This window comes from Robertkochia sediminum (assembly GCF_016786255.1).
GTDB classification, from domain to species: Bacteria; Bacteroidota; Bacteroidia; order Flavobacteriales; family Flavobacteriaceae; genus Robertkochia; species Robertkochia sediminum.
Genome location: NZ_JADMKT010000078.1, coordinates 72,631 through 95,778, shown reverse-complemented (window position 1 = coordinate 95,778; position 23,148 = coordinate 72,631). Strand labels below are relative to the sequence as shown.

The following is a 23,148-nucleotide window of genomic DNA, read 5'->3' as shown; positions in this document are numbered from 1 at the left end:
GAATGCATTTAAAACATCCGGAAATTCTTTGGGCTCTATTTTTGCTTATCATCCCCCTTATCGTACATCTGTTCCGGTTAAGGCGTTTTAAAAAGGAATCGTTCACCAATGTGCGGTTTCTTAAGGAAGTGGAATTACAAACCCGCAAGAGTTCCAGCTTAAAGAAATGGCTGGTACTGCTTACACGTATGCTGGCCCTGGCCTTTCTTATCTTCGCATTTACAGGTCCCTACTCAGGAGATCCTGAAGCAGGTAAAGACAACACCGCTTATATCGTGTACATAGATAATTCACAAAGCATGAGTTTTCCCTCTGCCCAGGGAACACTCTTGCAAAAGGCGGTAAACACCCTCGTAGATCAATGGCCGGAAGATATTGAGATCCTCGTGATCACCAATAACAGCACCATAGGCCCCGGCACTAAGAACTCCCTCCGCAATCAATTACTTACCCTTGAATACAGCTCTGCACAACTCGGACTGGATGAGGTGATCCTGAAGGCTAAAACCTTATTCCCGGACCAGCAAAAGAATAAAGTAATCTATCTGCTTACCGACCTGCAGCGAACACAACAATCCTTACCTGAAGTATCTGCTGAAGATCTTATTACGCGGCTCACCGTAGTTCGTGCGGATACGCCGTCCAATATAGCTATAGACTCCCTCAGTATTGGACAAACCACACCAGAGAGTACCAGGCTCACCGTATTTTTGTCGCATGCTGAAGGAGTAAGCCCCGAAAACCTTCCTGTATCTGTATTATCAGGTAACGAGTTACTGGCCAGGGCTCCGGCAGTATTCGAAACCGATACGACCAGGGTTACCTTTGACCTACCTCCGGCAGATCTGGCGAGGGCCCGGATCAGCATAAAAGACAACGGTTTACCCTATGATAATGAGCTCTATTTCAGCCTTCCTGTAAGCGAAAAGATCAACATACTTCATATAAGCGAGGCTCCCGGAGACTATTTAAACCGGATTTTCACCGAAGACGAGTTCAGGTATATCACAGCAGATCCTAATGCAGTTGATTATAACGTACTTTCAGAACAGAATCTTGTAATTCTCGATCAGGTGCGCTCCTTGCCCCCTGCCCTTGGACAAAGTCTTTCTGACCTGGCCGATCGGGGTTTACGCATCCTTCAGATACCGGCGACAAATGAGGCTTCTGAAAGCTTTTACCAGCTCAATGCACAATTGGGACTTCCTCGCCGGGACAGCTTGGTAAGAAGGTCTGCAGTAGTAAGTACCATACGTTATGACCACCCCTTGTTTAAAAATGTATTCAACGAACGGGTGAGTAATTTTCAATATCCTAATGTCAGTGAATATTATGCCTTGAGCGGTCCGGTATCTGCAGCACTGGAACTGGCCGGAGGCCTCCCCTTTCTCTACGGGAAGAATGGCCACTACGCCTTTACTACAGCAGTAAACAGCGAAACAACAGACCTTATACAATCGGCCCTCGTAGTACCTGTTTTTTATGCTATCGGACTCCAAAGTATGCGACTGCCAAGGTCTTACTACACCTTTGGCAACCAGGAAAGTGCAGACATAAGAACCACTCTCCAAAAGGATCAGATCCTTGCCCTGGACAACGGGATAACTTCGGTGATTCCCCGACAGGAAGCCTATGGTAATTATGTCAGGGTCTATCCTGATGAGCAGATCACAAGTCCGGGCCATTACCGCATTATCAAAGAGAACGAAACTATCGGGAACATCAGCTTTAATGAACCCAGAACCGAAAGCCAACTTGAATATCACGATCCTGAAGCCTTTAAAAACATTACAGCATACAGTAGTATCGACGAGGGTCTTGAACAGGTAAAAAGTGAGAATAAGGTCAATGAGCTTTGGAAATGGTTTGTTATTTTTGCAATAGCTTTTTTCCTAACAGAAATGCTCATTTTAAAATATTTTAAATGAATATCCTCCTAAGATCAGTTACGATCATCGATCCTCAGGGCAAGCATCACGGCCAACAAAGTGACATTCTTATCAAAAATGGTAAAATACACACCATAGCCGGGCAAATTACTCCGGAAAAGAACACCCGTATTATAGAAAAGGATAACCTCCATGTTTCCCGCGGATGGTTCGACAGTAGTGTTTGTTTTGGAGAGCCCGGATATGAAGAAAGAGAAACCCTGGCCAACGGGATCAAGGTGGCAGGAAGAAGCGGATTCACAGCTGTGGCAGTAAATCCGAACACCAAGCCGGTTACCGATTCGAGTGCGCAGATCGCATTTATAAGCCATAAAGGGCAACGAACGGCTACTACCCTACACCCCGTAGGTGCCCTGACCGCCGGAGGCCAAGGCGTAGACCTTGCAGAACTCTACGATATGCAGCAGGCAGGAGCCGTGGCATTTGGCGATTACAAGTCGCCGGTAACCAATCCGAACCTACTGAAGATCGCCCTGCAGTACACGCAGAACTTCGACGGCCTTGTGATGTCTTTCCCCTTAGAAAAGAGTATTTCAGGAAAAGGAGTGGTTAACGAAGAGGCTACTGCCATTCGTCTGGGATTAAAAGGGATCCCGGCATTATCTGAAGAATTACAGATCGCCAGAGACCTGTACATCCTGGAGTATACCGGTGGAAAACTTCACATCCCTACGATCTCGACCGAACGAGGCGTGACCCTGATCAAAGAAGCGAAGAAAAAGGGTCTTGATGTGAGTTGCAGCGTTGCGATCCACCATCTCTTCCTGTCCGAAGAAGTTCTGGAAGGCTTTGATACCCGATATAAGGTAATGCCTCCATTGCGTACCGATAAAGATCGTAAAGCGCTTATAAAAGGGCTTAAGGACGGAACTATCGACATGGTTACCAGCGATCATGATCCAAGAGATATCGAACTTAAAAAAGTGGAGTTTGATCATGCCGATTACGGCAGCATAGGCCTGGAGAGCGCGTTTGGAGCTCTGAACACCCTGTTACCCCTTGAAGACGCTATTCGGGTACTGGGAGCAGGAAGAAGGCGCTTCCTCAAAGAAGAAACCACACTGGAAGAAGGTGCTGAGGCCGATCTCACCCTTTTTGACCCACAACATACATACACCTTTACCAAAGGGCATATCCTTTCAACCTCGAAGAACAGCGCCTTTTTAAAACAAGAGCTTAAAGGTTACGTATTCGGAGTGATCAACGGCTCATTTACCGAAATTGAAGAATAACCCTGATATGCAAACGGTAGAAAACGAAGGTAAAACCACGGCCATCATTGCATACCTCACCCTAATCGGGGCATTGATCGCAATTTTCATGAATCAAGAGCCTAAAAATGCATTTGCGCGTTTTCATATTCGCCAGGCTTTTGGGGTCCACCTCATTTACTGGGCGATGGGACTTATTATTGGCAGCCTGGACATCTGGATGCTTCAGTATTCCTACTGGATCCTGTTCTTTGCCCTTTGGGCTTACGGATTTGTAGGGGCAATCCAGGGTAAATGGTACGCAGTGCCGGTTATAGGTCCCTGGTTTCAAAAATGGTTCACCTTTATTCAATAATCCTCTAATTAAACTCATAGCGCTTTGACTTCAAAATCTCTTAGCCTGGAACACCTTATACGACCTGCAGAAGGAACGATAACTCAGGATACTCCCGTGATCTTTATGTTTCATGGGTATGGTTCGAACGAACAGGATCTTTTTTCCTTTTCCGGTGAACTCCCCGATCATTTTTTCGTGATCTCTGCAAGAGCTCCCTACACTCTTATGCCTAATGCATACGCCTGGTATGCTATTAATTTTGATGCAGATCAGAACAAATGGAGCGACAACGAACAGGCCATTAGATCCAGAGACCATATTGCTGAGTTTATCGATGAAGCCTGCGATGCCTACGGACTAGCAAAAGACAAAGTGAACCTGATAGGGTTTAGCCAGGGTAGTATATTAAGCTATGCGGTCGCATTAACCTACCCCGAGAAAGTGAAGAACGTAATGGCATTAAGCGGATATATCAATCCGGATATCCTCGGCGAGCAGATCAAAACACTCGATCACTCCGCCCTTTCCGTGTATGCCTCTCACGGGAGTTCAGACCAGGTGATCCCCGTTTCATGGGCGCAACGAACACCTGAATTCCTCAAAAAGTTGGGCGTAGACCATACCTATGAAGAATTTCCTGTTGGCCATGGGGTAGCTCCGCAAAACTTTTATTCCATGTTAAAATGGCTTGATGCCCACAATTAATATGAAGAATACGTATATCTTTTTACTCGCTGCTTTCGCCTCTGTTTTAAGTGCATGCCATACCAAAGGCGATAAAGCTGCAACGGCAAATGACACCTCTTTTTTTATAGGTACCTATAGCCGAAACCAAAGTAAAGGGATATACCACACCACAATTTCTCCTGAAGGAAAGTTCAAAGGACTTTCCCTGGCTGCAAAGGCAAGGAATGCCTCCTTTATCAGGAAAACGGCTAACCATAAAATGCTTCTGGCGGTAAGTGAAGAGGTTGAAGGAAAAGTACTGTCGTTTCAGATCAATGACACCCTGCTTTCTCCTGTCGATTCTGCATCAACATTCGGCGCTCACCCTTGCCATATTAGCATACATAATGCCCAAACAGCCGTTATCTCCAATTACAGTGGCGGCAATATTGCCCTGATCCATATGGATACAGACGGGCAACTTAGTACTATTGACAGTGTTCAGTTCCAAGGTCAGGGTCCTCACCCCCGACAGGAGGCCTCACATGCACACAGCACAACCTTCCTGAACGATACCCATATGGCCACGGCAAACCTGGGGAGTGATCAAATTATTATCAGTACACTGGTTAAGGAGAATCAAGAAAAGCAGCTCAGGGTTACAGATACCATCGCCCTTGCTCCCGCTGCCGGGCCTCGACATATGGTCATGGCTGCCTCGGGCCGCTATGGTTATGTGATCAATGAGCTCAATTCGACCATCACCCTGATCAGGAAAAATAAGACCACAGAGCGCTATACCCCCGCTCAAACAATTACCACACTCCCTGCAGATTTTAGCGGAGAAAACTTTTGTGCAGATATTCACCTCGATGCCACAGGAAACTTTCTTTACGCCTCTAATCGCGGACATCAATCGATCGCTATATACAAGGTGAATACAGAAAATGGAGCTCTGACCCCTATTGGCTTTCAGGAGGTCTTTGGGGCTTGGCCAAGAAACTTTGCCATCTCCCCAGATAATAAATTCCTCGTAGTAGCCAATGAACATTCAGAGAACCTCGTGTGTTTTAAAAGAGACCTGACTACCGGGAAACTGGATAAAACAGACGAGCTTGCTGTTCCTGCTCCTGTTTGTATCGCATTTTAACCATCGCCAACATCCCCTCACCTGTCCGTTAAATTAAAACAGGACTTCAGGTAAATCCCCAAAAAAGCAACGGGATTATTAATACCTTTAAAAGGTTAATAATCTGCAGCTTATGAACTACCTGTACAAGAGGATCATTATCGATACGGTAAAGCGCAATTTCAGAAAACACGCCGGAGATCTTAAATACAATGAAAAAAATTTTAAAAAACAGGTTTCCGATCTGGAAATCGAGCTACGTCACTGGGTAACAGACACCTTCTATATTTTTATAGGGATCGCCTCTGCTACCTTTGGCCTGAAGGGTTTTCTGCTGCCGAGTAATTTTATTGATGGTGGGGTTACGGGAATCTCTCTTATCGTCTCTGCTATCTCCGGGATCCCATTAGGCATCCTTATTTTTGCAATTAACCTTCCTTTTCTCATCCTTGCTTATTTTGCCATCACCCGGCGTTTTGCCATAAAAAGTATCATTGCTATTGCCGTCTTATCACTGGCCATTCATCTGTTTCATTTCGAGGCTATTACCAACGACAGGATCCTGGTAGCTGCCTTTGGTGGCTTTTTCCTGGGACTGGGTATTGGCATGGCCATTCGCGGGGGTGCTATTATTGACGGAACGGAGGTGCTGGCCATCTACCTGAGTCGAAAGACACCCCTCACGGTCGGAAACATTATTCTAATCTTTAATCTTCTGATCTTTCTCACTGCTGCCTATGTATTAACAGCAGAGATCGCTCTCTATGCCATTCTTACCTATTTTGCCGCCTCAAGAACCGTAGACTTCGTTATTGACGGTCTGGAAGAATACATGGCTGTGACCATCATCTCACATAAGTATGAGGAAGTTAGAAAGACTATAGTTGGAAAAATGAGAAAAGGATGCACGCTTTTTAAAGGACAAAGCGGATACACCACTACTGCTGACGGAAAAACATTAAGAGATATCACCATTGTTTATACGGTGATCACCCGTCTTGAATTTGCCCGGCTGAAGACAGAGATCGAAAAGGTCGACTCCAATGCCTTCATGGTGCTCTCTACTGTTAAAGACACCATCGGAGGCTTGACCAAAAAGAAACCTATTCATAAGATCAAATAAGCCGGTACTTAGTTGATCCAGGCAAGTGGCCAGAAGTAAATAATCAGGAGCTGTACGCACATAAAGACCATGAACGGGATCACTAAAAACCCCATAATATCCCGGGCCTGTATCTTTATTCCGGCAGCCATCACCGGAATGACCAACAACAAAAAGAAGGGTTGTAACAAATTACTCAAAGATTCTCCATAGGCAATAGCCATGGCCGATCGGGCGATCATGGGTATGGTTTGGTCTCCTGAAATCCCGAGATCGTTCACCGCCTGCAACACACTGGGTCCGATAACGGCAAATTCGCCACCGGCCGACGGAATGGCAAAGTTGACCAAGCCACCGGTAAGGAAAGCAAACACAGGAAAGTTATCGGGGCTGGCATAAGCCGCCATGAGTTCGCCAAGCTCCCGTGCCAGTCCGGTATACATCATGATCCCCATGATCCCTGCGTAAAACGGGAACTGAAACAAGATGGCAGAAACATTACTACTTGCCCTTTTCATAGAGATGCCATAACGCATGGGGGTTTTGTGCAGTAACATGCCCAACATCAGGAATATAAAGATCATGATATTCAGATTCAGATCGCCCCCATTGCTATAAAAATGCATGCCGAGATAGATCACCCCGCTTAAGGCTATAAGGTATTGCAGGACCACACTGTGATTCAGACGGTCGGACCACGCTTTTTCGCCCGGGAGCCTGGTCGCATCTGCCTCCTGAGCAATAGATCGAATCTCCTTTGGTGTATCCCCTGCTTCAAGCATGACCGTAAGTTCTTTGTCTGTTGCCTTCCCGGGGCGTAACAACCACATCACTGTAGGCACAAGGATCACCGTGCTCAGTAACATAGCCATATTAAGCGTAGATCCCAGGGTAAACCCGGTTGGGATGGTTTCTTGAAGAATGCCCGCTTCGATAAGGAAATTATCCTGGGTGTTCAGTAAAAGCGGAATACTACTTGAAAGTCCGGTAACCCAACTTATAAAAGAGCAATAGACACAGGCAATGAGATACGGGTAATGTACACCTTTAACCCGCAAGGCCAGTTCTCTTGCAAGTACCGCTGTGATAATGATCCACCCCCAACTTACAAGGCATAACAGGGTACCGGTAAGGGTAACGAAAAAATAAACCTGCCGGGGTGTCTTCAGGTGTACGGCAAGTTTATCGATCTGTCGTCTTAAAAAAGGCGCCAGGGCTATACTGTAACCCGTGATCACCAATAGCACCATTTGCATACCGAACTCCAGCAACAGCCAGAATCCCTGATACCAGGCTTCTAATACCTCAAAGAAGCCCGAAGACATCACAATCATGGCCGCGAGGGCACATATTACGGTAAGCACGATCGCAAAAACAAAGGCGTCGGGCATAAACCTCCGGTAAGCATCGGTAAAAATTTGTCCTAACCGTTCGATCATAGGTGTTGATTTCTACCGCAAAAAATAAGAAAAAAATTACAGAAGCCGGAAGTTACCTAGCTTCGGGTATACAGTAAATGTGCGATGGTAGTAAAATCAATGCTCATGTCGTCATTGATAAAATACTCCACGAGGACCTCTCCCCAGTATTTGCCATCAGAGAAATCGGCAATGATCCAACGGTGGTTAAGTACCTTGATCTTATTGATCTTCATGGATGAACCGCTCATTCCTTCATAGGGAACTAAGGGGTTATCTCCATTCTGTTCGTTGGTTTCCAGCAATTTATCGGCGATATAGCGTGTAGGATCCTCGAGGTTGAGCTCTTCGTAATACGCAAATGCATCATCGTTATGCTCCAGGTCAAAATATTGCAAATCCATTTGCTTCAGTAGTAAGGACTGCACAGAATCGGTGAGTTTTGCATTGCTGCTCCTCAGGCTCTGATTCTTAGTCACTTCAGCCTCTACGAACTTTTTGGCACTCACAAATTGGTATAGGTTGATAAGAGCCGAAAAAACAAAGAGGTACATAAAGATCCTTCTTTTCATGGGTATGGTGTTTTAGGGTTATGAGGTTACGAAGGTACGAAGTTATGCGGTTACACGGTGATGCGGTTATGCAGTCATGCGGTTATGCAGTGACGCAGTGATGAGAGGTAATCTACAATTCATCATTCACAATTCACAATCGTTTAAAGGTCTACGACGAGGTTATCATAGGCCAGGAACATATTATCGGGAAGCTCCTGTTCTACTTCCGCATGAAAGCCAAGCAAGGCACTTATATGGGTGAAATAAGCATATTCGGGGGCCACTTCCCGAACAAATTCCATGGCTTCTTCCAGATTAAAATGAGAGTGATGCGCTTCTTTCCTTAGGGCATTGACCACCAATACCTTTACCCCTTTAAGCTTAGCCACTTCTGCTGCTTCAATATGTTTGACATCGGTGAGATAGGCAAAATCACCAAACCGGTAACCAAAAACCTGCAGGCGATTGTGCCAGGCGTTTATTGGGATCACATCGATGCCTCCCAGATGGAGGACTTCGCCGTTCACCACCTCATTTGCCTCTACGGCAGGTGCTCCGGGATAGCGGTCTTCCGTAGCAAAAATATAATCGAACTTCTTGCGTAGGGACTCTAAAACCCTGCGATGGGCATAGATGGGAATATCGCCCTGCCTGAAGAAAAAAGGACGAATATCGTCCATCCCCATAATATGATCGGCATGCTCGTGAGTGAAGAGAATACCGTCTATATGCCTTACATCATTAGCCAGCATTTGTTGCCTGAAATCAGGGCCGCAATCCACAATAAAATTGTATTTATCCCAGGAGACCATAACCGAAACGCGCAGTCGTTTGTCCCGGGGATCCTCACTCTTACACACGGGATGATCGCTTCCGATAACCGGAATTCCCTGTGAAGTTCCTGTGCCTAAAAACGTTACTCTCAAACTGAATTTTTTCTCAAATTTATCATTTATTATCCGATTACCTTCATTAAACTTTTTAACTTTGTTTTCAAAATAAAATTGCGCTATGCCCTTAGTTTTAAAAGGAGACAAGAATTTTGAGAACGTTCCTTCCCTTAAGGCCAAAGCCCTGAGGATCAATCTTAACGAAACTATTTACGGTACGTTTTCGGAGATAGGAGCAGGTCAGGAAACCGTAAGGCATTTCTTTCGGGCAGGTGGTGCCTCCGGAACCATTGCCAAGGCCATGAGTGCCTACGATAAAGCCTTTAGTGACGCGATCTATGGTGCCGAGGAAGACGGAAGATACGTTACCGAAGAACGCCTTAAAAAGATGTTGTCTCATGAGATGACCCTCATGGAACAGCGTATCTCCAGAGAGGAACATCCCAATAAGATCTTTTTCTCATATGCGAATACCGTTGCCACCATTGACTTCGCCAAGAAGTATCTGGGCCACGGATGGTTGGGGATCAAGTTCCAGCTGGAACCCGGTGAGGAATACAACGATATTATCCTTCACATTCGTTTCAAACAGAACGAAGCCAGGCTACAGCAGGAAACCCTTGGTATTCTTGGGGTAAACCTGATCTATGGTGCCTTTTACAAGCATCACAAGCCTAAGAAGCTCCTGAAATACCTTTACGACCACATAGATAAGGACACCATCGAGATCGATATGATCAACTTCTCCGGTCCGAGATTCGAAAATGTAGACAACCGCGTCATGAGCTTACAGCTGGTGAAGAACGGTATGACCGAAGCGGTAATGTTCGGACCTGACGGAAACAATATCCTTCCGGCCGCCATTCTCTACAAACGCAATATTCTGGCCTTGAGAGGAAGTTTCCGACCGGTAACCAAGGTGAATATGGACATGTTCAAAAAATCGTATGACATTTTCATTCGCGAGAACAAGGTTGAGGAAGAAAAGACCCAGGTGATCTTTGAGATCACGCTTTCGAACCTCAGAGCCGAAGGTGAGATCGATGAAGAAGATTTCATGGATCGCGCACGACTGCTCTGCTCTCTTGGACAAACCGTGCTCATATCCAACTTCCAGGAATACTACAAACTGGTAGAATACTTCTCGAATTATACCAAAGAACGTATGGCCCTTACCATGGGAGTTAACAACCTGGTAGAGATCTTTGACGAGCGCTATTACCGTCATTTGAGCGGAGGCATCCTCGAAGCCTTTGGTAAACTATTCTACAAGGACCTTAGGGTATACTTATATCCGATGATCGATCCGGATACCGGACTCCTCGTTACCAGCAACAACCTGAAGGTACACCCACGTATGAAAGAGCTCTATAAGTTCTTTAAATACAATGGAAAAGTGGTCGATATTTTCGATTACGATCCTGAAAGCCTTAATATCTTCTCAAGAGAAGTACTTAAAAAGATCTCTGAAGGAGAAGAAGGCTGGGAAGAAATGCTTCCTGAAGGGATCTCCAAACTCATTAAAGAGAAACAATTGTTTGATTACGAAGCTCCTAAAGCCATTGAGGAGAAATCGAAATCATAACTGCATTGCATACCACAACAAAAAAGCCCCGGATTTGAACACCGGGGCTTTTCTTTTTGCTATAGCTTCATCAGTCTTCCAGGATCTGGGCAGCGTGATCTTTGGTCTTTACCTTAGCGATCACGCGGTCTACCACCCCCTCTTCATTTACGATAAAGGTCATTCGGTGAATGCCGTCGTATTCACGTCCCATGAATTTCTTAGGCCCCCATACCCCAAAGGCATTGATCACCTCCTTCTCTTCATCGGCGACCAATGGAAAAGGAAATTCATATTTAGTGCTAAAATTAGATTGACGCTTTACAGAATCGGCACTAACGCCTAAAAGCTCATAGCCCTTGTCCTGCAAATCTTTGTAGTTATCTCTTAGATTACAAGCCTCGGCAGTACATCCCGGTGTACTCGCTTTGGGATAGAAAAACACCACGAGTTTTTTTCCTTTATAATCGTCAAGGCTTATCGGTTCTCCTTTATCGGTTACTCCGGAAAAGGCGGGTACCTTATCCCCTGCTTTCAATGTGTTCATAGAATTTTTTTAATAGTTTTACGTTCGTCTAAATTAGCAAATAATGACCAAAGCAGAAAAGGCCGAATTCGTTGTAAATACCCTTGAAGAACTTTATCCTACCGTTCCCATTCCTCTGGATCACACAGACCCTTACACCCTTTTGATCGCCGTATTGCTCTCTGCACAAAGTACCGATGCAAGGGTGAACACCATTACCCCGATCCTTTTTAAAAGGGCCTCTACTCCTTACCATATGGTGAACCTAACTGTTGATGAGATCCGTGAGATCATCAAGCCGGTAGGGCTATCCCCTTCGAAATCGAAGGCGATTCATGAGCTATCGCAGATCCTTATCGATAAATATGAAGGAGAGGTGCCTCAAAGCCTTGAAGCCCTGGAAGAACTGCCCGGTGTGGGCCATAAAACAGCCAGTGTCGTGGTAGCTCAGGCATTTGGGATCCCGGCCTTTCCTGTAGACACCCATATTCATCGACTGATGTACCGCTGGAACCTCACCACAGGGAAAAATGTAGTGCAAACCGAAAAAGATGCTAAACGCTTGTTCCCCAAAGAAAAATGGAACAAACTACATCTGCAGATCATATTTTACGGAAGAGAATATTCACCGGCCCGCGGATGGGACCTGGATAAGGATATTATTACCCGGACCATCGGAAGAAAGACCGTGATCGACGAGTATATTAAAAAGAAAAGATCCCGGTAATATTCCGGGATCTTTTCTAAGGATCAGTTCGAGATGGTCTCGAAGGTCATCTCCTTGTACTTAGTAACACTTAAAGCTTTAGAATAATCCAGAAGAAAACGAATGGTCTCCTTTCTGGGTTTTAGTTGTTTTTGTTTTGAGGATTCTGAAATGTAAAGATTTGCCATGCTATGCGTTTAAAATTCAATATGATAACGCAGCGAACCTCTTGTTATTGTGTTAGTTGGTTAAAATAATATTATTTTTTTTCACCAGCTTTCTCAGATTGATAATGGCATACCTCATACGCCCCAGAGCCGTATTAATAGAAACCCCGGTAACGGCTGCGATCTCCTTAAAGCTCATATCCTTGTACAATCGCATGATAAGCACTTCCTGCTGATCCTGAGGTAGTTCTGCCACCAGGGATTTCAAGTCGGTTTCCACCTGCTCTTTAATGATCTGTTTTTCGGCATTAAGTCCGGGATCACCCAGCACCGTGAGGATATTGAATTCATCATTGCCTTCGAATTTGGGCATACGGGAATTACGACGAAAGTGATCGATCACAAGGTTTTGAGCAATACGTATCACCCAGGGAAGAAATTTCCCCTCTTCATTGTACTTCCCTCTCTTAAGGGTCTTGATCACCTTAATAAAAGTGTCCTGGAAAATATCCTCGGTAACATCGCGGTCGTAGACCTTGGAATAAATAAATCCGTAAATACGTTGAGAATGTTTGTTGATCAGCACTTCAAGTGCCTTTTCATCGCCGTCGAGATAACGCTTCACCAAACATGAGTCCTGAAGTTGTTGGTCCATAAAATTACTTTTTAACGCACCAGTCTTTACGGAAAATAAAGACATAGTAATTAGTTGATTGATAAAAGTAATTTTATAGAATAGGCGTTCGTTTTTTAGGCTCGGATGAACCAAATATAAAGCTATTTGACAGAGAAAAACAAAAAAAAATTGGCATTTCTTTATAATCTTTCTTTTACAAGACGTTTAAAATCAAACCTATTAGATTCTTATCTTTGTGCTTTTCAATTCAGGTTATGACCAACATTTCGACCTTAGACCCAAAGAAAAATATCCTCATAAAGGGCGCTAAACTCCACAATCTCAAAAATATAGATGTGGCCATACCGCGCAATAAACTGGTGGTGATCACCGGATTGTCGGGTAGTGGTAAATCCAGCCTGGCTTTTGATACCCTTTATGCCGAAGGTCAGCGACGATACGTGGAGAGCTTATCGTCTTACGCCCGCCAGTTTCTGGGACGCCTGAATAAACCTAAGGTCGATTTTATCAAAGGGATCGCACCGGCCATTGCCATCGAACAAAAGGTCAATTCTACCAATCCGCGTTCTACCGTAGGAACCACCACAGAGATCTATGATTACCTCAAACTGCTCTATGCCCGTATTGGTAAGACCTACTCCCCCGTTTCGGGCGAAGAGGTAAAAAAAGATACCGTTTCTGATGTGATCGATCGCATCAAGTCTTATGAAGAGCGCACCAAACTGCTATTGCTCGCACCGGTACACATTCCCGAAGAACGCAGTGTGGTCAAAACCCTGCAGATACTTTCACAACAAGGCTATGCCCGTATCAAATACAAAAATGAGGTGCTCCGGATCGAAGAGATCGAAGAAGAGATCGACCACGACTTTTATCTTGTAGTTGATCGTATCGTAGTACGCCATGATGAAGATTTCTACAATCGTCTGGCCGATGCTACCGACACCGCTTTTTTTGAAGGTAAGGGCGAATGTTTCGTTGAAGATCTGAGCAGCGGTGAAATGCACCATTTCAGCAATCGCTTTGAAAAGGACGCACTTACCTTTCTCGAACCCAATGTTCACCTGTTTAGTTTTAACAACCCCTACGGCGCCTGCCCTAAATGCGAAGGTTATGGCGATGTGATCGGGCTTGACGAGGAACTTATTGTTCCCAACACAGGATTGTCGATCTATGAAAATGCCATCTTTGCCTGGCGTGGAGAATCTATGAGCTGGTACAGGGATCAGTTGGTCAATAATGCCTATAAGTTCGACTTTCCCATACACAAACCGTGGTACGAGCTTAGCGAAGCACAACGGGACCTGGTATGGAGCGGTAACCAATATTTTACCGGACTCCGTGACTTCTTCCAGGAGCTTGAAGATAAGAGTTATAAGATCCAGAACAGGGTCATGCTCTCCCGCTATCGCGGTAAAACCAGATGTGAGGTTTGTAAGGGCAAAAGACTTCGCAAAGAAGCCTCCTATGTGAAGGTTGGAACCAAAACGATCCTCGACCTGGTGGAGCTTCCAATAGATCAATTAAAGGAATACTTTAATAGTCTCGTGCTCGAAGAACACGAACAGGCTATTGCTAAACGTTTGCTCAAAGAGATCACCAGCCGCCTGGAATTCCTCTCTAATGTAGGTCTTGATTACCTCACCCTGAATCGTAAATCGAATACCCTTAGTGGTGGAGAATCCCAACGCATCAACCTGGCCACCTCCCTGGGGAGCAGCCTGGTGGGGTCTATGTACATTCTCGATGAACCGAGTATTGGACTACACCCTAAAGATACCGAAAAACTTATAGGGGTATTGCGCTCATTAAGGGATCTTGGCAATACCGTGATCGTTGTCGAGCACGACGAAGATATTATGCGAGCTGCCGATGAGATCATAGACATAGGTCCTGAGGCAGGAACCCATGGAGGTAATGTGGTTGCCACAGGCAATTTTGAAAACATCCTGAAAAGTGATTCCCTTACGGCAAAATACCTCAATGGTGAAGAGCTTATCGCCCTACCTGAAAAACGCAGAAAAGGCAGCTTTTACATTGATGTCATTGGAGCCCGGGAGAACAACCTGAAGAATATCGACGTGCGCTTTCCACTCAACGGACTCACGGTGATCACCGGGGTTTCCGGAAGCGGAAAGAGTACCTTGGTCAAAAAGATCCTCTACCCTGCCATTCTGAAAGAACTGGGAGGGTACGGTGAAAAAGCAGGGCAATTCTCGGCCCTGGAAGGTAATTTCGGCAAGCTCAGACACGTTGAGTTCGTAGATCAGAATCCGATAGGTCGCTCATCGCGGTCTAACCCGGTTACCTACATCAAAGCCTATGATGATATAAGAAACCTGTTCTCCACTCAGAAGCTGGCAAAGATCAGAGGCTATAAACCCAAGCACTTTTCATTTAATGTAGAGGGCGGTCGCTGTGAAACCTGTAAGGGGGAAGGCGAAGTGACCATAGAAATGCAATTTATGGCCGATGTGCACCTCGAATGTGAAACCTGTGGAGGCAAGCGCTTTAAAAAGGATGTCCTGGAAGTCAAGTTCGAAGACAAGAATATAGACGACATCCTGAATATGACCATCGATGACGCCGTAGATTTCTTCAGAACGCATCAACAGACCAAGGTGACAAATAAGCTAAAGCCTTTGCAGGACGTAGGACTGGGATATGTAACCCTGGGACAGTCTTCTTCTACCCTGTCTGGTGGTGAGGCCCAGCGTATTAAACTGGCTTCGTTCCTGGTTAAAGGCAATAGTGCAGACAAAGCCCTGTTTATTTTTGACGAGCCTACAACAGGATTGCACTTTCACGATATCAGGAAACTATTGGCTTCTTTTAATGCGCTTATTGAAAAAGGACATTCGGTGATCGTGATCGAGCACAACCTGGACCTTATAAAATGTGCCGATCATCTGATCGACCTGGGGCCGGAAGGCGGTATCAAGGGGGGACAGCTGATTGCTGCAGGAACCCCGGAAGAAGTGGTTGCAGCTAAAAAAGGAGCTACCTGGAAATACCTTCAGGATAAGCTCTGAGTTTTAAAACCATCAGCCATTAAACACCATAACAAGCTGCACAACAAACCATTATACACGCTGCTACACGGACTGTGAACATATTTTTTTACCCCATATTTAGATTTTTGGCACGCTAATTGCTTTTAACTGGATGAACGACAGAATCCCTGAATCTGAAGACCTGATGCTAAACTCTTCTAATTTTCGATCGTTTATCCCGGTCTTCTGTATAAAACGATTTTGATCTCAAAAAAATACAAACGTTTTAGCTTCATGCTAATTTTTGATTATTTGGTTGGTTAGTTGCAAAACTCCGCAACATCGGAAATTCACCGGTTTGCGGAGTTTTCTTTTTTAACAATCTTAACAGGCTGATTAGCAATAGATTGATTTAATGCGATATGCTGGAAACCCCAGTGAATTCAAAGTGTTTCATTTTTTGGCACGCGATTTGATTCTTAAAAAAACACATACCAACCGCAAATTGTTTAACCTTAAAACCATTTGACCATGAAAAATCTCATCTTAACTTTCGTTAGCCTTATTATAAGCCAGGTGGCATTTGGTTCTACCACTACTGAGAATGCCGGCCGAAGAATTTTTGGGTATCAAGATGCGCTCATCTTTGTTGAGAACGGTATTACGTTTTCGGTATATCCCGACGGAGAGTATGATTTCTTTATCGACAATCCGAATTACGTAGGTGTTGACTATCGCAGCAGAAACGTAAGCATAAGTTTTAACGCCGGATTCAATTACAGTCCGTGGGTACAGTATGACGATTACGGAGCAGTGATCCAGATAGAGAACACGCCTATCTATTACGACTTCTACGGAAGGGTAAGCCGCATTGGAGGCCTGAACGTGTTTTATCAAAGAGGAAGGGTTTCAAGAATTGGCGGACTCTATGTGTATTACGATGGATACGGAAGGTTTGCACGGTTTAACGGGTACATCAACATGTATAACAGATTGTACGTACACCGCCCCGTTTACAGTTATTTTGTAAGACCTGCTGTTAATTTTTGCCTCGTAAATACCAGGCCTTACAGAAGGTATTACCACCCCGTACGATATACGTATTACCGCCCTTACAGAAACAACCACAGAAGAGCTTACGCTCCTGTCGGGAGAACATACCATTACAAAGAAAGCAATCCGCGTAGAAATGTGTATAGAAACGACCGAAGGGTAGCCAGCAGAAACGACGCCAGCATCCAGAGAGCCATTAGAAAAAGAAGCCTGAAGTACGAAGCGAACCAACGTGCCTACAGTAAATCTGATGCCTACAGAACAAGTACCCGAAGATCTGCGGTTGGAAGCAATAGCAGAAAATCGGTCACCCCACGCAGAAGTCAGAATGTTGGCAAACCGGACAGAGGCTATACAAGGACCTCAGGAGAAAATTCAAGAGCGACTGTAAAGCGTTCTGTGGAGACCAGGAATACCTCACAGCGCAACAACACTAAGAGCTATAAGGGTAAGAGCAGAAATTCGAATTCAAATACACCAACGGTGAACAGAAGCTCAAGGAATGTTTCAAAGAATTCGAAAAGCACCAGGAACGTTACGAGGAATTCAAAAAGCTCAAGGAACGTTTCAAATAATTCAAAAAGCACCAGGGTAAGCAATAAAAGCAGAAGCACCCAGGTAAGAAAGGCTTCAGGAAGATCATCGGGAAGAAGTTCCCGAGGCGGAAGAAGCTAAGAATGCTTGAGAACTAAAATATATTTTGATCTAGCTAAAAGGGGATGCCGGTTACGGCGTCCCTTTTTTTATGTACTTATCGATCTCTTCATTTACCTCTGAAGATAACCTAAGGCGGTATGCAACCACCAGGTAGATCACTGTTATAAGGAACGCTTTTAAAGCGATATTAAGTAACGGGTGGAAAGAGAAATTCCAGAAATAAAAGATGAGTACCAAAGCACAGATCAGTAAGAAGGTTTTGAAGGTGTTTTGACTAAAAGGTGAGATTCCTATTTTCTTTTTAACGAACCACAGCTTCGTGGCGTTAAATATCAAGAAGGCGAGCAACGATGCAAACGCCGCACCATTGATCCCCCAAAGCGGAATGAACACCATATTGAGCAATACGGTGAGTACTGCCAAAAATAACCCGAAGAACAATACCATCCTGTAATGATCACTGTTGTATATAATGGCATTATTATTTCCCAAAAGGCTGTCGCTCAATTTGGCCAGCGCGATCAGAAAGACCACAATGACCCCACCGCGGTAAGTTTCAGGTAACACCAGGTACAACTGGTCTACATTAAGCACAATAAGCAGGAATATGAGTCCGCTAACCAAAAAGAGGTTGATAGAGCTCTTCTTATACAATGCTTCCAACTCATCCATTTTCCCACTGTTCATCAGACCGGAAGTAAGCGGATAGGTGATCTGGTGAAGTGCTCTGGCCGGAACAGCAATAACCACGGCGATAAAAACCGCTACACTGTAATAGGCAATATTCTGAATCTCCTTATACTGGTTGATCATAAATCGATCGATATCCAGAAAGACCACTGCAACAGACCCTCCGATAATGATCAGGCTGGTATATTTGAGTATCGAACGGAAATTTGTGGGTAACCCCCACTCCAGCTCAGGTTTTTTAACCACCATAAACGCGCTTGTAGCCATAAGCAACATGCGCAATACATACACCCCAACCATGGCCACGATAAAATGGGCAACCTCCAGCATGTCAAGGGCAATAAGCACTAACAGGATCATCACACAAAGCCTTGGAAAGACCTCTTTAAGAAAATTCCCATAAACGGTTTGTAAATGCACCTTAGACCAGGCGTAAAAGACCTCGAAATACGACAGCGCGAAAGCTATAACAAAAATGGTCCAGATGTAGGGGGCCACTTCCGGATTCCGCCTGGTTAAAAAGGCTTCGATCCAATGAAAGCCCAACCAACCCGCTATTCCCAAAGGAATGGCTACAAGGGCAGGTAAACATAGCATCATGGTCGTAAACTTTCTTTGCTCTCCGTTAGTTCCATACCCCGAATAGAACTTGACCAGGGTATTATGCACCCCAAAGGCCATAAGGGGCATCATAAGGTTTGCGGTAGACAGTAAATAGGTAACCAGACCGTAATAGGTATCTGTTAGCAAATAAGTGAACAGGAAAAGGGTATTGATGGCTCCTATCCCAAAACCCAGGTAGGTGCTCAGCAAATTCTTAAGTGATTGACTCTTGACAATACCCATTAATGCTCTAATATGATGTTGGCAAGCCTTTTGGTCAGGGCTCTTCTTGTAAATTTCTCAAGATCGGTGTTCTCCGGTTCGACCTTTTCTTGCTTGTAATCTTCGTACAACGCGATCAAAGTAGCCTTTAAAGGGGTTTTATCTTTATAGGTAAATACTTTGCCTGCTCCACTCTCTTCAAGCAGCTCTCCGGCCTCCCACCCTTCCGGACCTATGGCCAATACGGGTCTTCGGGCTGCCATATATTCAAAGAGTTTCCCGGGAATAATACCCCTGGTCTCTTCCTTATTGATCTCCAGCAATAGCAATACACGCGCCTCTCGTTGAAGGATCAGGGCTTGCTCGTGGGCCACATAGCCCTGGTGCTCAAGGAAAGGGCTTAATCCGGCATCTTGCACCGATCGCAATACATCTTCACTAACGGCACCGACAAGCTTTAATTTCAGATAGGACCGAATATCATCACGCTCCCGTGTTAATTCAGCCAGAGCCTCCCATAAGATCTTAGGGTCACGCCCAGACAAGAGTGATCCGATATGCGAAATACAGAATTTCTCAGAGGGCTTATGATCTCTTAGATCGTATTCGTCAAATCCGTTGGTAATGGTCGCCACCTCCCTGCCGGCGATCCCCTCGAACTCTTTTGCTGTAGTCTTGCTCGTAGCCATCACCACATCGGCCACTGAAAGCACCTGCTTCTCCAGATCCTTGTGCTTTTGCGCAGCTCGGGCCGTTAACCTGAGCTTTTGATGATACCCAATACTGGTCCACGGATCACGAAAATCGGCGATCCATCGTATCCCGGAGCGCTTCTTTAATTCCAGTCCGATAAGATGGACACTATGTGGTGGCCCCGTTGTAATAACGGTATCGATCTGTTCGGATCGGAGCACGTCTTCCAGGTACTTTACAGAGGGCTTTACCCAATACTTTCTGGCATCAGGAATAAATAAGTTACCACGTACCCATAATAGCAGGCGTTCTGTCCAGCCTTGCTTCTTCTCGCTAATGAGGCCACGGCTCATAGAGCGGGTTCCTTTTTTAGAAAACAACGATGCCAATTGGTAGGGTTCGAAAATAGGCCTGCTAAGCACCTTTATGCCTGTGGGTACATCCTTGATCAGCCCTTCATCTACAAGGGGGTAATGGGCATTTTCAGGTATATAAACCCATGGTTCTACACCTTGCCCGGGGAGGTATTTCACGAATTTCAGCCACCGCTGTACTCCGGGTCCTCCTGCCGGAGGCCAGTAATACGTTACGATCAGTACCCTTTTACCCTTGCGCCGCTCCAAATGCTATGATTTTGGTTGTTCCGATTGCTTTTTCCATATCAGATATCCACCACCAACAGCACAAAGCAGCAAGAGGAGGTTGCTTATGAGACCAAGCGTGCTACCGGTTTTGACCACTTCGGGATCGAAGGTAAAGACCACTTCATGGGTTCCCTCAGGAATAAAAAGGGCACGAAGGGCATAATTCACTCTAAAGGTATCGGCCGGTTCTCCGTCGATGGTAGCCTTCCATCCGTGCGGATAATACATTTCGGAGAATACGGCTATCCCATCGTGATCATTAGTACTTCGATACACCAATACATCAGGGCGATACTGTTCTAATTTGATGGTTGTAAGCGAATCGACTGCATAATTCCCCTGGTATTTCGCCATGGTTCCAAAGGCGGTTTCATCAAAAACCGCTTGCTCCTTGGTATTCATCGTACTGAGTGCCGCCATTTCGGCATCGGCACCCTGAACAGCAACAAGAGAACTAACGAACCAGGCATTACCATTAACATCGGGATTCCGGATCACCGTCATGGCACCCTGTTCGTCGGGTCGTTTCAGGTATTTCACATTGAGCATATTCAATACTTCAGGATTGTTCCTGGCGATCTGGTATTCGTACAATTCCTGTATGCGTTTGGGCTTCGCAGCGTGGTACCCTCCAAGAGAATGGTGAAAAAACGATGTACTCGCACCATTAAGTCCTTCCTTGAGATTAAACACCCTAAAGTGATCATCGTCATCCTGAAGAATGGCATTATCTGCAGCATCGGCTCTGAAAGGCTTATTCATGACCCTTGCCTGAACAAAATCCTCTTCGTTCACATAGCGTCGGTCTACCACGACCAGGTCGAAAAGTATAAGCACTCCCACTCCTGCTATAAATAAGTTCTGCTTGAGCTTATCTTTAAGCCACAACCAGCTTAATGCGCCGGCCAAAGCTACGAGAACAATACTCCGGAGCAGGTCCTGGGTGTAAAATGCCTTGCGGTCGCGAATGATCATATCTACCACCTCCGGCCCTATAGACTGGGCGTAGTAGTCGTCGTAAGCTCCTGCAAAATCGAATGTTCCCTTGAGCAGGAACAGGATCACCCCAATGCCTCCGAAGATCATGGCAGTGTATTTTATGGCGTTGGCCTTTTCGTTATGATCCCGGTCTTTATTAAGCAATGCGGCCAAAGCCATTACTGCCAGCACCGGCACGCAAAGCTCCAGGATGACCTGTACCGAGGTGATCGCCCTGAACTTGTCGTAGAGAGGAAAATGATCGATCATGAAATTGGTAAGCAGCTCGAAGTTCTTACCCCATGATAACACAAGGGAAAGTAAGGCACCAAATGCCAGCCACCATTTGTGCTTTTCCTTTACCAGGAAGATCCCCAGAACGAAGAAAAACAGCAATACCGCTCCTACATATGCCGGAGCCGCCACTCCCGGCTGTCCGCCCCAATACATGGGTAATGCCTTTACGAACCCGGTAGCCTGCGATCTTGGCACGCCCTGGTTGATAAGGAATTGAAAGGTATTAGAATCTTCTCCGACATTTTCCTGATCGGCACCTCCGAACAAACGTGGGGAGAACAGGTTAAAAGACTCCATGAGGCCGTAACTGTAGGCAGTAATATAATCTTTATCAAGACCACTACTCTTCTTCAGCAGATTGCCTTCCGGATCTGTGGTTAGTTCTTTTGAGCCCCTTGTAGACCAAGCCGCATATTCGCTGGTGGCCATCAGGTTGGCTGCATTAGTACCAATAGCCAAAACAACAGCAAGCACCAATACCCCGATAGCTTTAAAAAAATCGGGAAGTTCCTTGTTCTTTACAGCATCAATAAGGTACACCAGCCCCAACACCAATACCAGGAGCAAAAGGTAATAGGTCATCTGAAAGTGGTTGGCACTGATCTCAAGCGCCATCCCAAGAGCGGTAAGCAAAAATCCGGCAACATACCGTTTGCGCAAGGCCAAAACGATACCCGAGAGCACCCATGGGAAATACGCCACAGCATGTGCTTTTGCATTATGTCCCACCCCCAGGATAATGATCAAATAGGTAGAGAACCCAAAACCTAAAGCCCCGATGGCTGCAAGTTTCCAGGGCACCCGCAGGACCAGCATGAAAATATAAAAGCCAATAAAATAAAGGAAAAGGTAATCGGCCGGCCGCGGTAAGAAGCGTAAGACGCGATCGAGTTCTTTGATATAGTTATGCGGATAATTAGCCCCCAGCTGATAGGTAGGCATACCTCCAAAGGCACTATTGGTCCAGTAAGATTCCTCTCCGGTAGCCTGTTTGTGCTGATCTCTCTCATGAGCCATTCCAATATATTGAACAATATCACTTTGAAAGATCTTTTTCCCCTGAAGAACCGGAGAAAAATAGAGAAGCGCAGTGATCATAAACAAGAACAGTACCACAAAATGAGGTACTGCTTTTTTTAATAGGTCTGCCATTAAATTGCGAACTTGATTAGGTTAGTCAATTTCTTCAAAATCGATGTATTCTCCAACTTTTTCTGAAGAATTTTTAGATGACGAAGCCTTGTGTTTAGGCTCTACAATGGTTTCGCCTTCCTGATATCCCGGATTATTTTGTTGTCGATTGTATTGCTGTTCATAACGTTCTCTAAACTTCTTCTCTACTTTCTTTGAAGCGAAGCGCATTAGAAAAGGACCGAAGATCCTACCGAGGATACGCATTCCGTAAAGGATGAGAATGATAATGAACAGCGTTCTCAAAAATTGCATAATGTTCACTTTGTAA

Annotated in this window: 20 protein-coding genes; 10 read left to right on the top strand and 10 right to left on the bottom strand. The window is 45.2% G+C overall.

Going from position 1 to position 23,148, the window contains the following annotated elements:
* The first annotated feature begins 2 nt into the window (after positions 1 to 2).
* From IS446_RS11705 to IS446_RS11680, 6 genes are all read left to right on the top strand, one after another.
* Complete coding sequence (locus IS446_RS11705; protein WP_203060932.1) at positions 3 to 1,928, top strand: BatA domain-containing protein; 1,926 nt, start codon at positions 3 to 5, stop codon at positions 1,926 to 1,928.
* Positions 1,925 to 3,181, top strand: coding sequence for a dihydroorotase (locus IS446_RS11700; RefSeq protein WP_203060930.1), 1,257 nt, complete (start codon positions 1,925 to 1,927; stop codon positions 3,179 to 3,181). The genes IS446_RS11705 and IS446_RS11700 overlap by 4 nt, the downstream gene beginning before the upstream one ends.
* A 7-nt stretch (positions 3,182 to 3,188) precedes the next feature.
* Positions 3,189 to 3,515, top strand: coding sequence for a DUF4870 domain-containing protein (locus IS446_RS11695; protein WP_203060928.1), 327 nt, complete (start codon positions 3,189 to 3,191; stop codon positions 3,513 to 3,515).
* A 24-nt stretch (positions 3,516 to 3,539) separates the two neighbouring features.
* Complete coding sequence (locus IS446_RS11690; RefSeq protein WP_203060926.1) at positions 3,540 to 4,202, top strand: alpha/beta hydrolase; 663 nt, start codon at positions 3,540 to 3,542, stop codon at positions 4,200 to 4,202.
* On the top strand, positions 4,189 to 5,313 hold the full coding sequence (locus IS446_RS11685; RefSeq protein WP_203060924.1) for a lactonase family protein: 1,125 nt from the start codon (positions 4,189 to 4,191) through the stop codon (positions 5,311 to 5,313). Before IS446_RS11690 ends, IS446_RS11685 begins: the two co-directional genes overlap by 14 nt.
* 112 nt (positions 5,314 to 5,425) lie before the next feature.
* Positions 5,426 to 6,415: a YitT family protein gene (locus IS446_RS11680; protein ID WP_203060922.1), complete on the top strand. Its 990-nt coding sequence runs from the start codon at positions 5,426 to 5,428 to the stop codon at positions 6,413 to 6,415.
* An 8-nt stretch (positions 6,416 to 6,423) separates the two neighbouring features.
* On the opposite strand, the gene IS446_RS11675 is transcribed toward IS446_RS11680, so the two are convergent.
* The 3 genes from IS446_RS11675 to IS446_RS11665 all read right to left on the bottom strand — a co-directional run bounded on the left by IS446_RS11675 (position 6,424) and on the right by IS446_RS11665 (position 9,292).
* Complete coding sequence (locus IS446_RS11675) at positions 6,424 to 7,833, bottom strand: short-chain fatty acid transporter (RefSeq protein WP_203060920.1); 1,410 nt, start codon at positions 7,831 to 7,833, stop codon at positions 6,424 to 6,426.
* Between the two features lie 56 nt (positions 7,834 to 7,889).
* Entirely contained in the window at positions 7,890 to 8,384 is a 495-nt protein-coding gene (locus IS446_RS11670) for a hydrolase (protein WP_203060918.1), read from the bottom strand.
* 143 nt (positions 8,385 to 8,527) lie between these two features.
* Complete coding sequence (locus IS446_RS11665; protein ID WP_203060916.1) at positions 8,528 to 9,292, bottom strand: MBL fold metallo-hydrolase; 765 nt, start codon at positions 9,290 to 9,292, stop codon at positions 8,528 to 8,530.
* A gap of 85 nt (positions 9,293 to 9,377) precedes the next feature.
* On the opposite strand from IS446_RS11665, the gene IS446_RS11660 reads away from it, so the two are divergent.
* Positions 9,378 to 10,841: a TonB-dependent receptor gene (locus tag IS446_RS11660; protein ID WP_203060914.1), complete on the top strand. Its 1,464-nt coding sequence runs from the start codon at positions 9,378 to 9,380 to the stop codon at positions 10,839 to 10,841.
* A gap of 70 nt (positions 10,842 to 10,911) precedes the next feature.
* Here the strand turns inward: IS446_RS11660 and bcp are convergent, their stop codons facing one another.
* Positions 10,912 to 11,367 carry a thioredoxin-dependent thiol peroxidase gene (gene bcp, locus IS446_RS11655; protein ID WP_203060912.1) on the bottom strand — a complete coding sequence of 152 codons (456 nt, stop codon included), beginning with the start codon at positions 11,365 to 11,367 and terminating at the stop codon, positions 10,912 to 10,914.
* Between the two features lie 43 nt (positions 11,368 to 11,410).
* Here bcp and nth point away from each other — a divergent pair, with 43 nt between their 5' ends.
* Positions 11,411 to 12,073: an endonuclease III gene (gene nth / locus IS446_RS11650; protein WP_203060910.1), complete on the top strand. Its 663-nt coding sequence runs from the start codon at positions 11,411 to 11,413 to the stop codon at positions 12,071 to 12,073.
* Positions 12,074 to 12,096: 23 nt separating this feature from the next.
* Here the strand turns inward: nth and IS446_RS11645 are convergent, their stop codons facing one another.
* Together IS446_RS11645 and IS446_RS11640 are read right to left on the bottom strand one after the other, a co-directional pair.
* Positions 12,097 to 12,240 carry a hypothetical protein gene (locus IS446_RS11645; protein WP_203060908.1) on the bottom strand — a complete coding sequence of 48 codons (144 nt, stop codon included), beginning with the start codon at positions 12,238 to 12,240 and terminating at the stop codon, positions 12,097 to 12,099.
* Between the two features lie 52 nt (positions 12,241 to 12,292).
* Positions 12,293 to 12,874, bottom strand: coding sequence for an RNA polymerase sigma factor (locus IS446_RS11640; protein WP_203060906.1), 582 nt, complete (start codon positions 12,872 to 12,874; stop codon positions 12,293 to 12,295).
* Positions 12,875 to 13,110: 236 nt separating this feature from the next.
* On the opposite strand from IS446_RS11640, the gene uvrA reads away from it, so the two are divergent.
* Both uvrA and IS446_RS11630 read left to right on the top strand, forming a co-directional pair.
* Entirely contained in the window at positions 13,111 to 15,888 is a 2,778-nt protein-coding gene (gene uvrA / locus IS446_RS11635) for an excinuclease ABC subunit UvrA (RefSeq protein ID WP_203060904.1), read from the top strand.
* Positions 15,889 to 16,380: 492 nt separating this feature from the next.
* The gene (locus tag IS446_RS11630; RefSeq protein WP_203060902.1) at positions 16,381 to 17,577 is read left to right on the top strand and encodes a hypothetical protein; all 1,197 of its coding nucleotides are present in this window, start codon (positions 16,381 to 16,383) and stop codon (positions 17,575 to 17,577) included.
* Positions 17,578 to 17,628: 51 nt separating this feature from the next.
* Here the strand turns inward: IS446_RS11630 and IS446_RS11625 are convergent, their stop codons facing one another.
* Genes IS446_RS11625 through IS446_RS11610 form a run of 4 tightly spaced genes read right to left on the bottom strand, consistent with a single transcriptional unit; the run spans position 17,629 to position 23,132 of the window.
* Positions 17,629 to 19,095 (bottom strand): lipopolysaccharide biosynthesis protein, encoded by a 1,467-nt coding sequence (locus IS446_RS11625; RefSeq protein ID WP_203060900.1) that lies wholly within the window; start codon positions 19,093 to 19,095, stop codon positions 17,629 to 17,631.
* The gene (locus IS446_RS11620; protein ID WP_203060898.1) at positions 19,095 to 20,390 is read right to left on the bottom strand and encodes a glycosyltransferase family 4 protein; all 1,296 of its coding nucleotides are present in this window, start codon (positions 20,388 to 20,390) and stop codon (positions 19,095 to 19,097) included. The genes IS446_RS11625 and IS446_RS11620 overlap by 1 nt, the downstream gene beginning before the upstream one ends.
* Before the next feature lie 3 nt (positions 20,391 to 20,393).
* Entirely contained in the window at positions 20,394 to 22,838 is a 2,445-nt protein-coding gene (locus IS446_RS11615) for a YfhO family protein (protein WP_203060896.1), read from the bottom strand.
* Between the two features lie 21 nt (positions 22,839 to 22,859).
* Complete coding sequence (locus tag IS446_RS11610; RefSeq protein WP_203060894.1) at positions 22,860 to 23,132, bottom strand: DUF4834 family protein; 273 nt, start codon at positions 23,130 to 23,132, stop codon at positions 22,860 to 22,862.
* Positions 23,133 to 23,148: the final 16 nt, after the last annotated feature.

Bases quoted from the DNA above. Each gene is read 5' to 3' on its own strand.
- IS446_RS11705 (WP_203060932.1), top strand. From the start codon at position 3: ATGCATTTAAAACATCCGGAAATTCTTTGGGCTCTATTTTTGCTTATC.
- IS446_RS11700 (WP_203060930.1), top strand. From the start codon at position 1,925: ATGAATATCCTCCTAAGATCAGTTACGATCATCGATCCTCAGGGCAAG.
- IS446_RS11695 (WP_203060928.1), top strand. From the start codon at position 3,189: ATGCAAACGGTAGAAAACGAAGGTAAAACCACGGCCATCATTGCATAC.
- IS446_RS11685 (WP_203060924.1), top strand. From the start codon at position 4,189: ATGCCCACAATTAATATGAAGAATACGTATATCTTTTTACTCGCTGCT.
- IS446_RS11680 (WP_203060922.1), top strand. From the start codon at position 5,426: ATGAACTACCTGTACAAGAGGATCATTATCGATACGGTAAAGCGCAAT.
- IS446_RS11675 (WP_203060920.1), bottom strand. From the start codon at position 7,833: ATGATCGAACGGTTAGGACAAATTTTTACCGATGCTTACCGGAGGTTT.
- IS446_RS11670 (WP_203060918.1), bottom strand. From the start codon at position 8,384: ATGAAAAGAAGGATCTTTATGTACCTCTTTGTTTTTTCGGCTCTTATC.
- IS446_RS11660 (WP_203060914.1), top strand. From the start codon at position 9,378: ATGCCCTTAGTTTTAAAAGGAGACAAGAATTTTGAGAACGTTCCTTCC.
- bcp (WP_203060912.1), bottom strand. From the start codon at position 11,367: ATGAACACATTGAAAGCAGGGGATAAGGTACCCGCCTTTTCCGGAGTA.
- nth (WP_203060910.1), top strand. From the start codon at position 11,411: ATGACCAAAGCAGAAAAGGCCGAATTCGTTGTAAATACCCTTGAAGAA.
- IS446_RS11645 (WP_203060908.1), bottom strand. From the start codon at position 12,240: ATGGCAAATCTTTACATTTCAGAATCCTCAAAACAAAAACAACTAAAA.
- IS446_RS11640 (WP_203060906.1), bottom strand. From the start codon at position 12,874: ATGGACCAACAACTTCAGGACTCATGTTTGGTGAAGCGTTATCTCGAC.
- uvrA (WP_203060904.1), top strand. From the start codon at position 13,111: ATGACCAACATTTCGACCTTAGACCCAAAGAAAAATATCCTCATAAAG.
- IS446_RS11630 (WP_203060902.1), top strand. From the start codon at position 16,381: ATGAAAAATCTCATCTTAACTTTCGTTAGCCTTATTATAAGCCAGGTG.
- IS446_RS11625 (WP_203060900.1), bottom strand. From the start codon at position 19,095: ATGGGTATTGTCAAGAGTCAATCACTTAAGAATTTGCTGAGCACCTAC.
- IS446_RS11615 (WP_203060896.1), bottom strand. From the start codon at position 22,838: ATGGCAGACCTATTAAAAAAAGCAGTACCTCATTTTGTGGTACTGTTC.
- IS446_RS11610 (WP_203060894.1), bottom strand. From the start codon at position 23,132: ATGCAATTTTTGAGAACGCTGTTCATTATCATTCTCATCCTTTACGGA.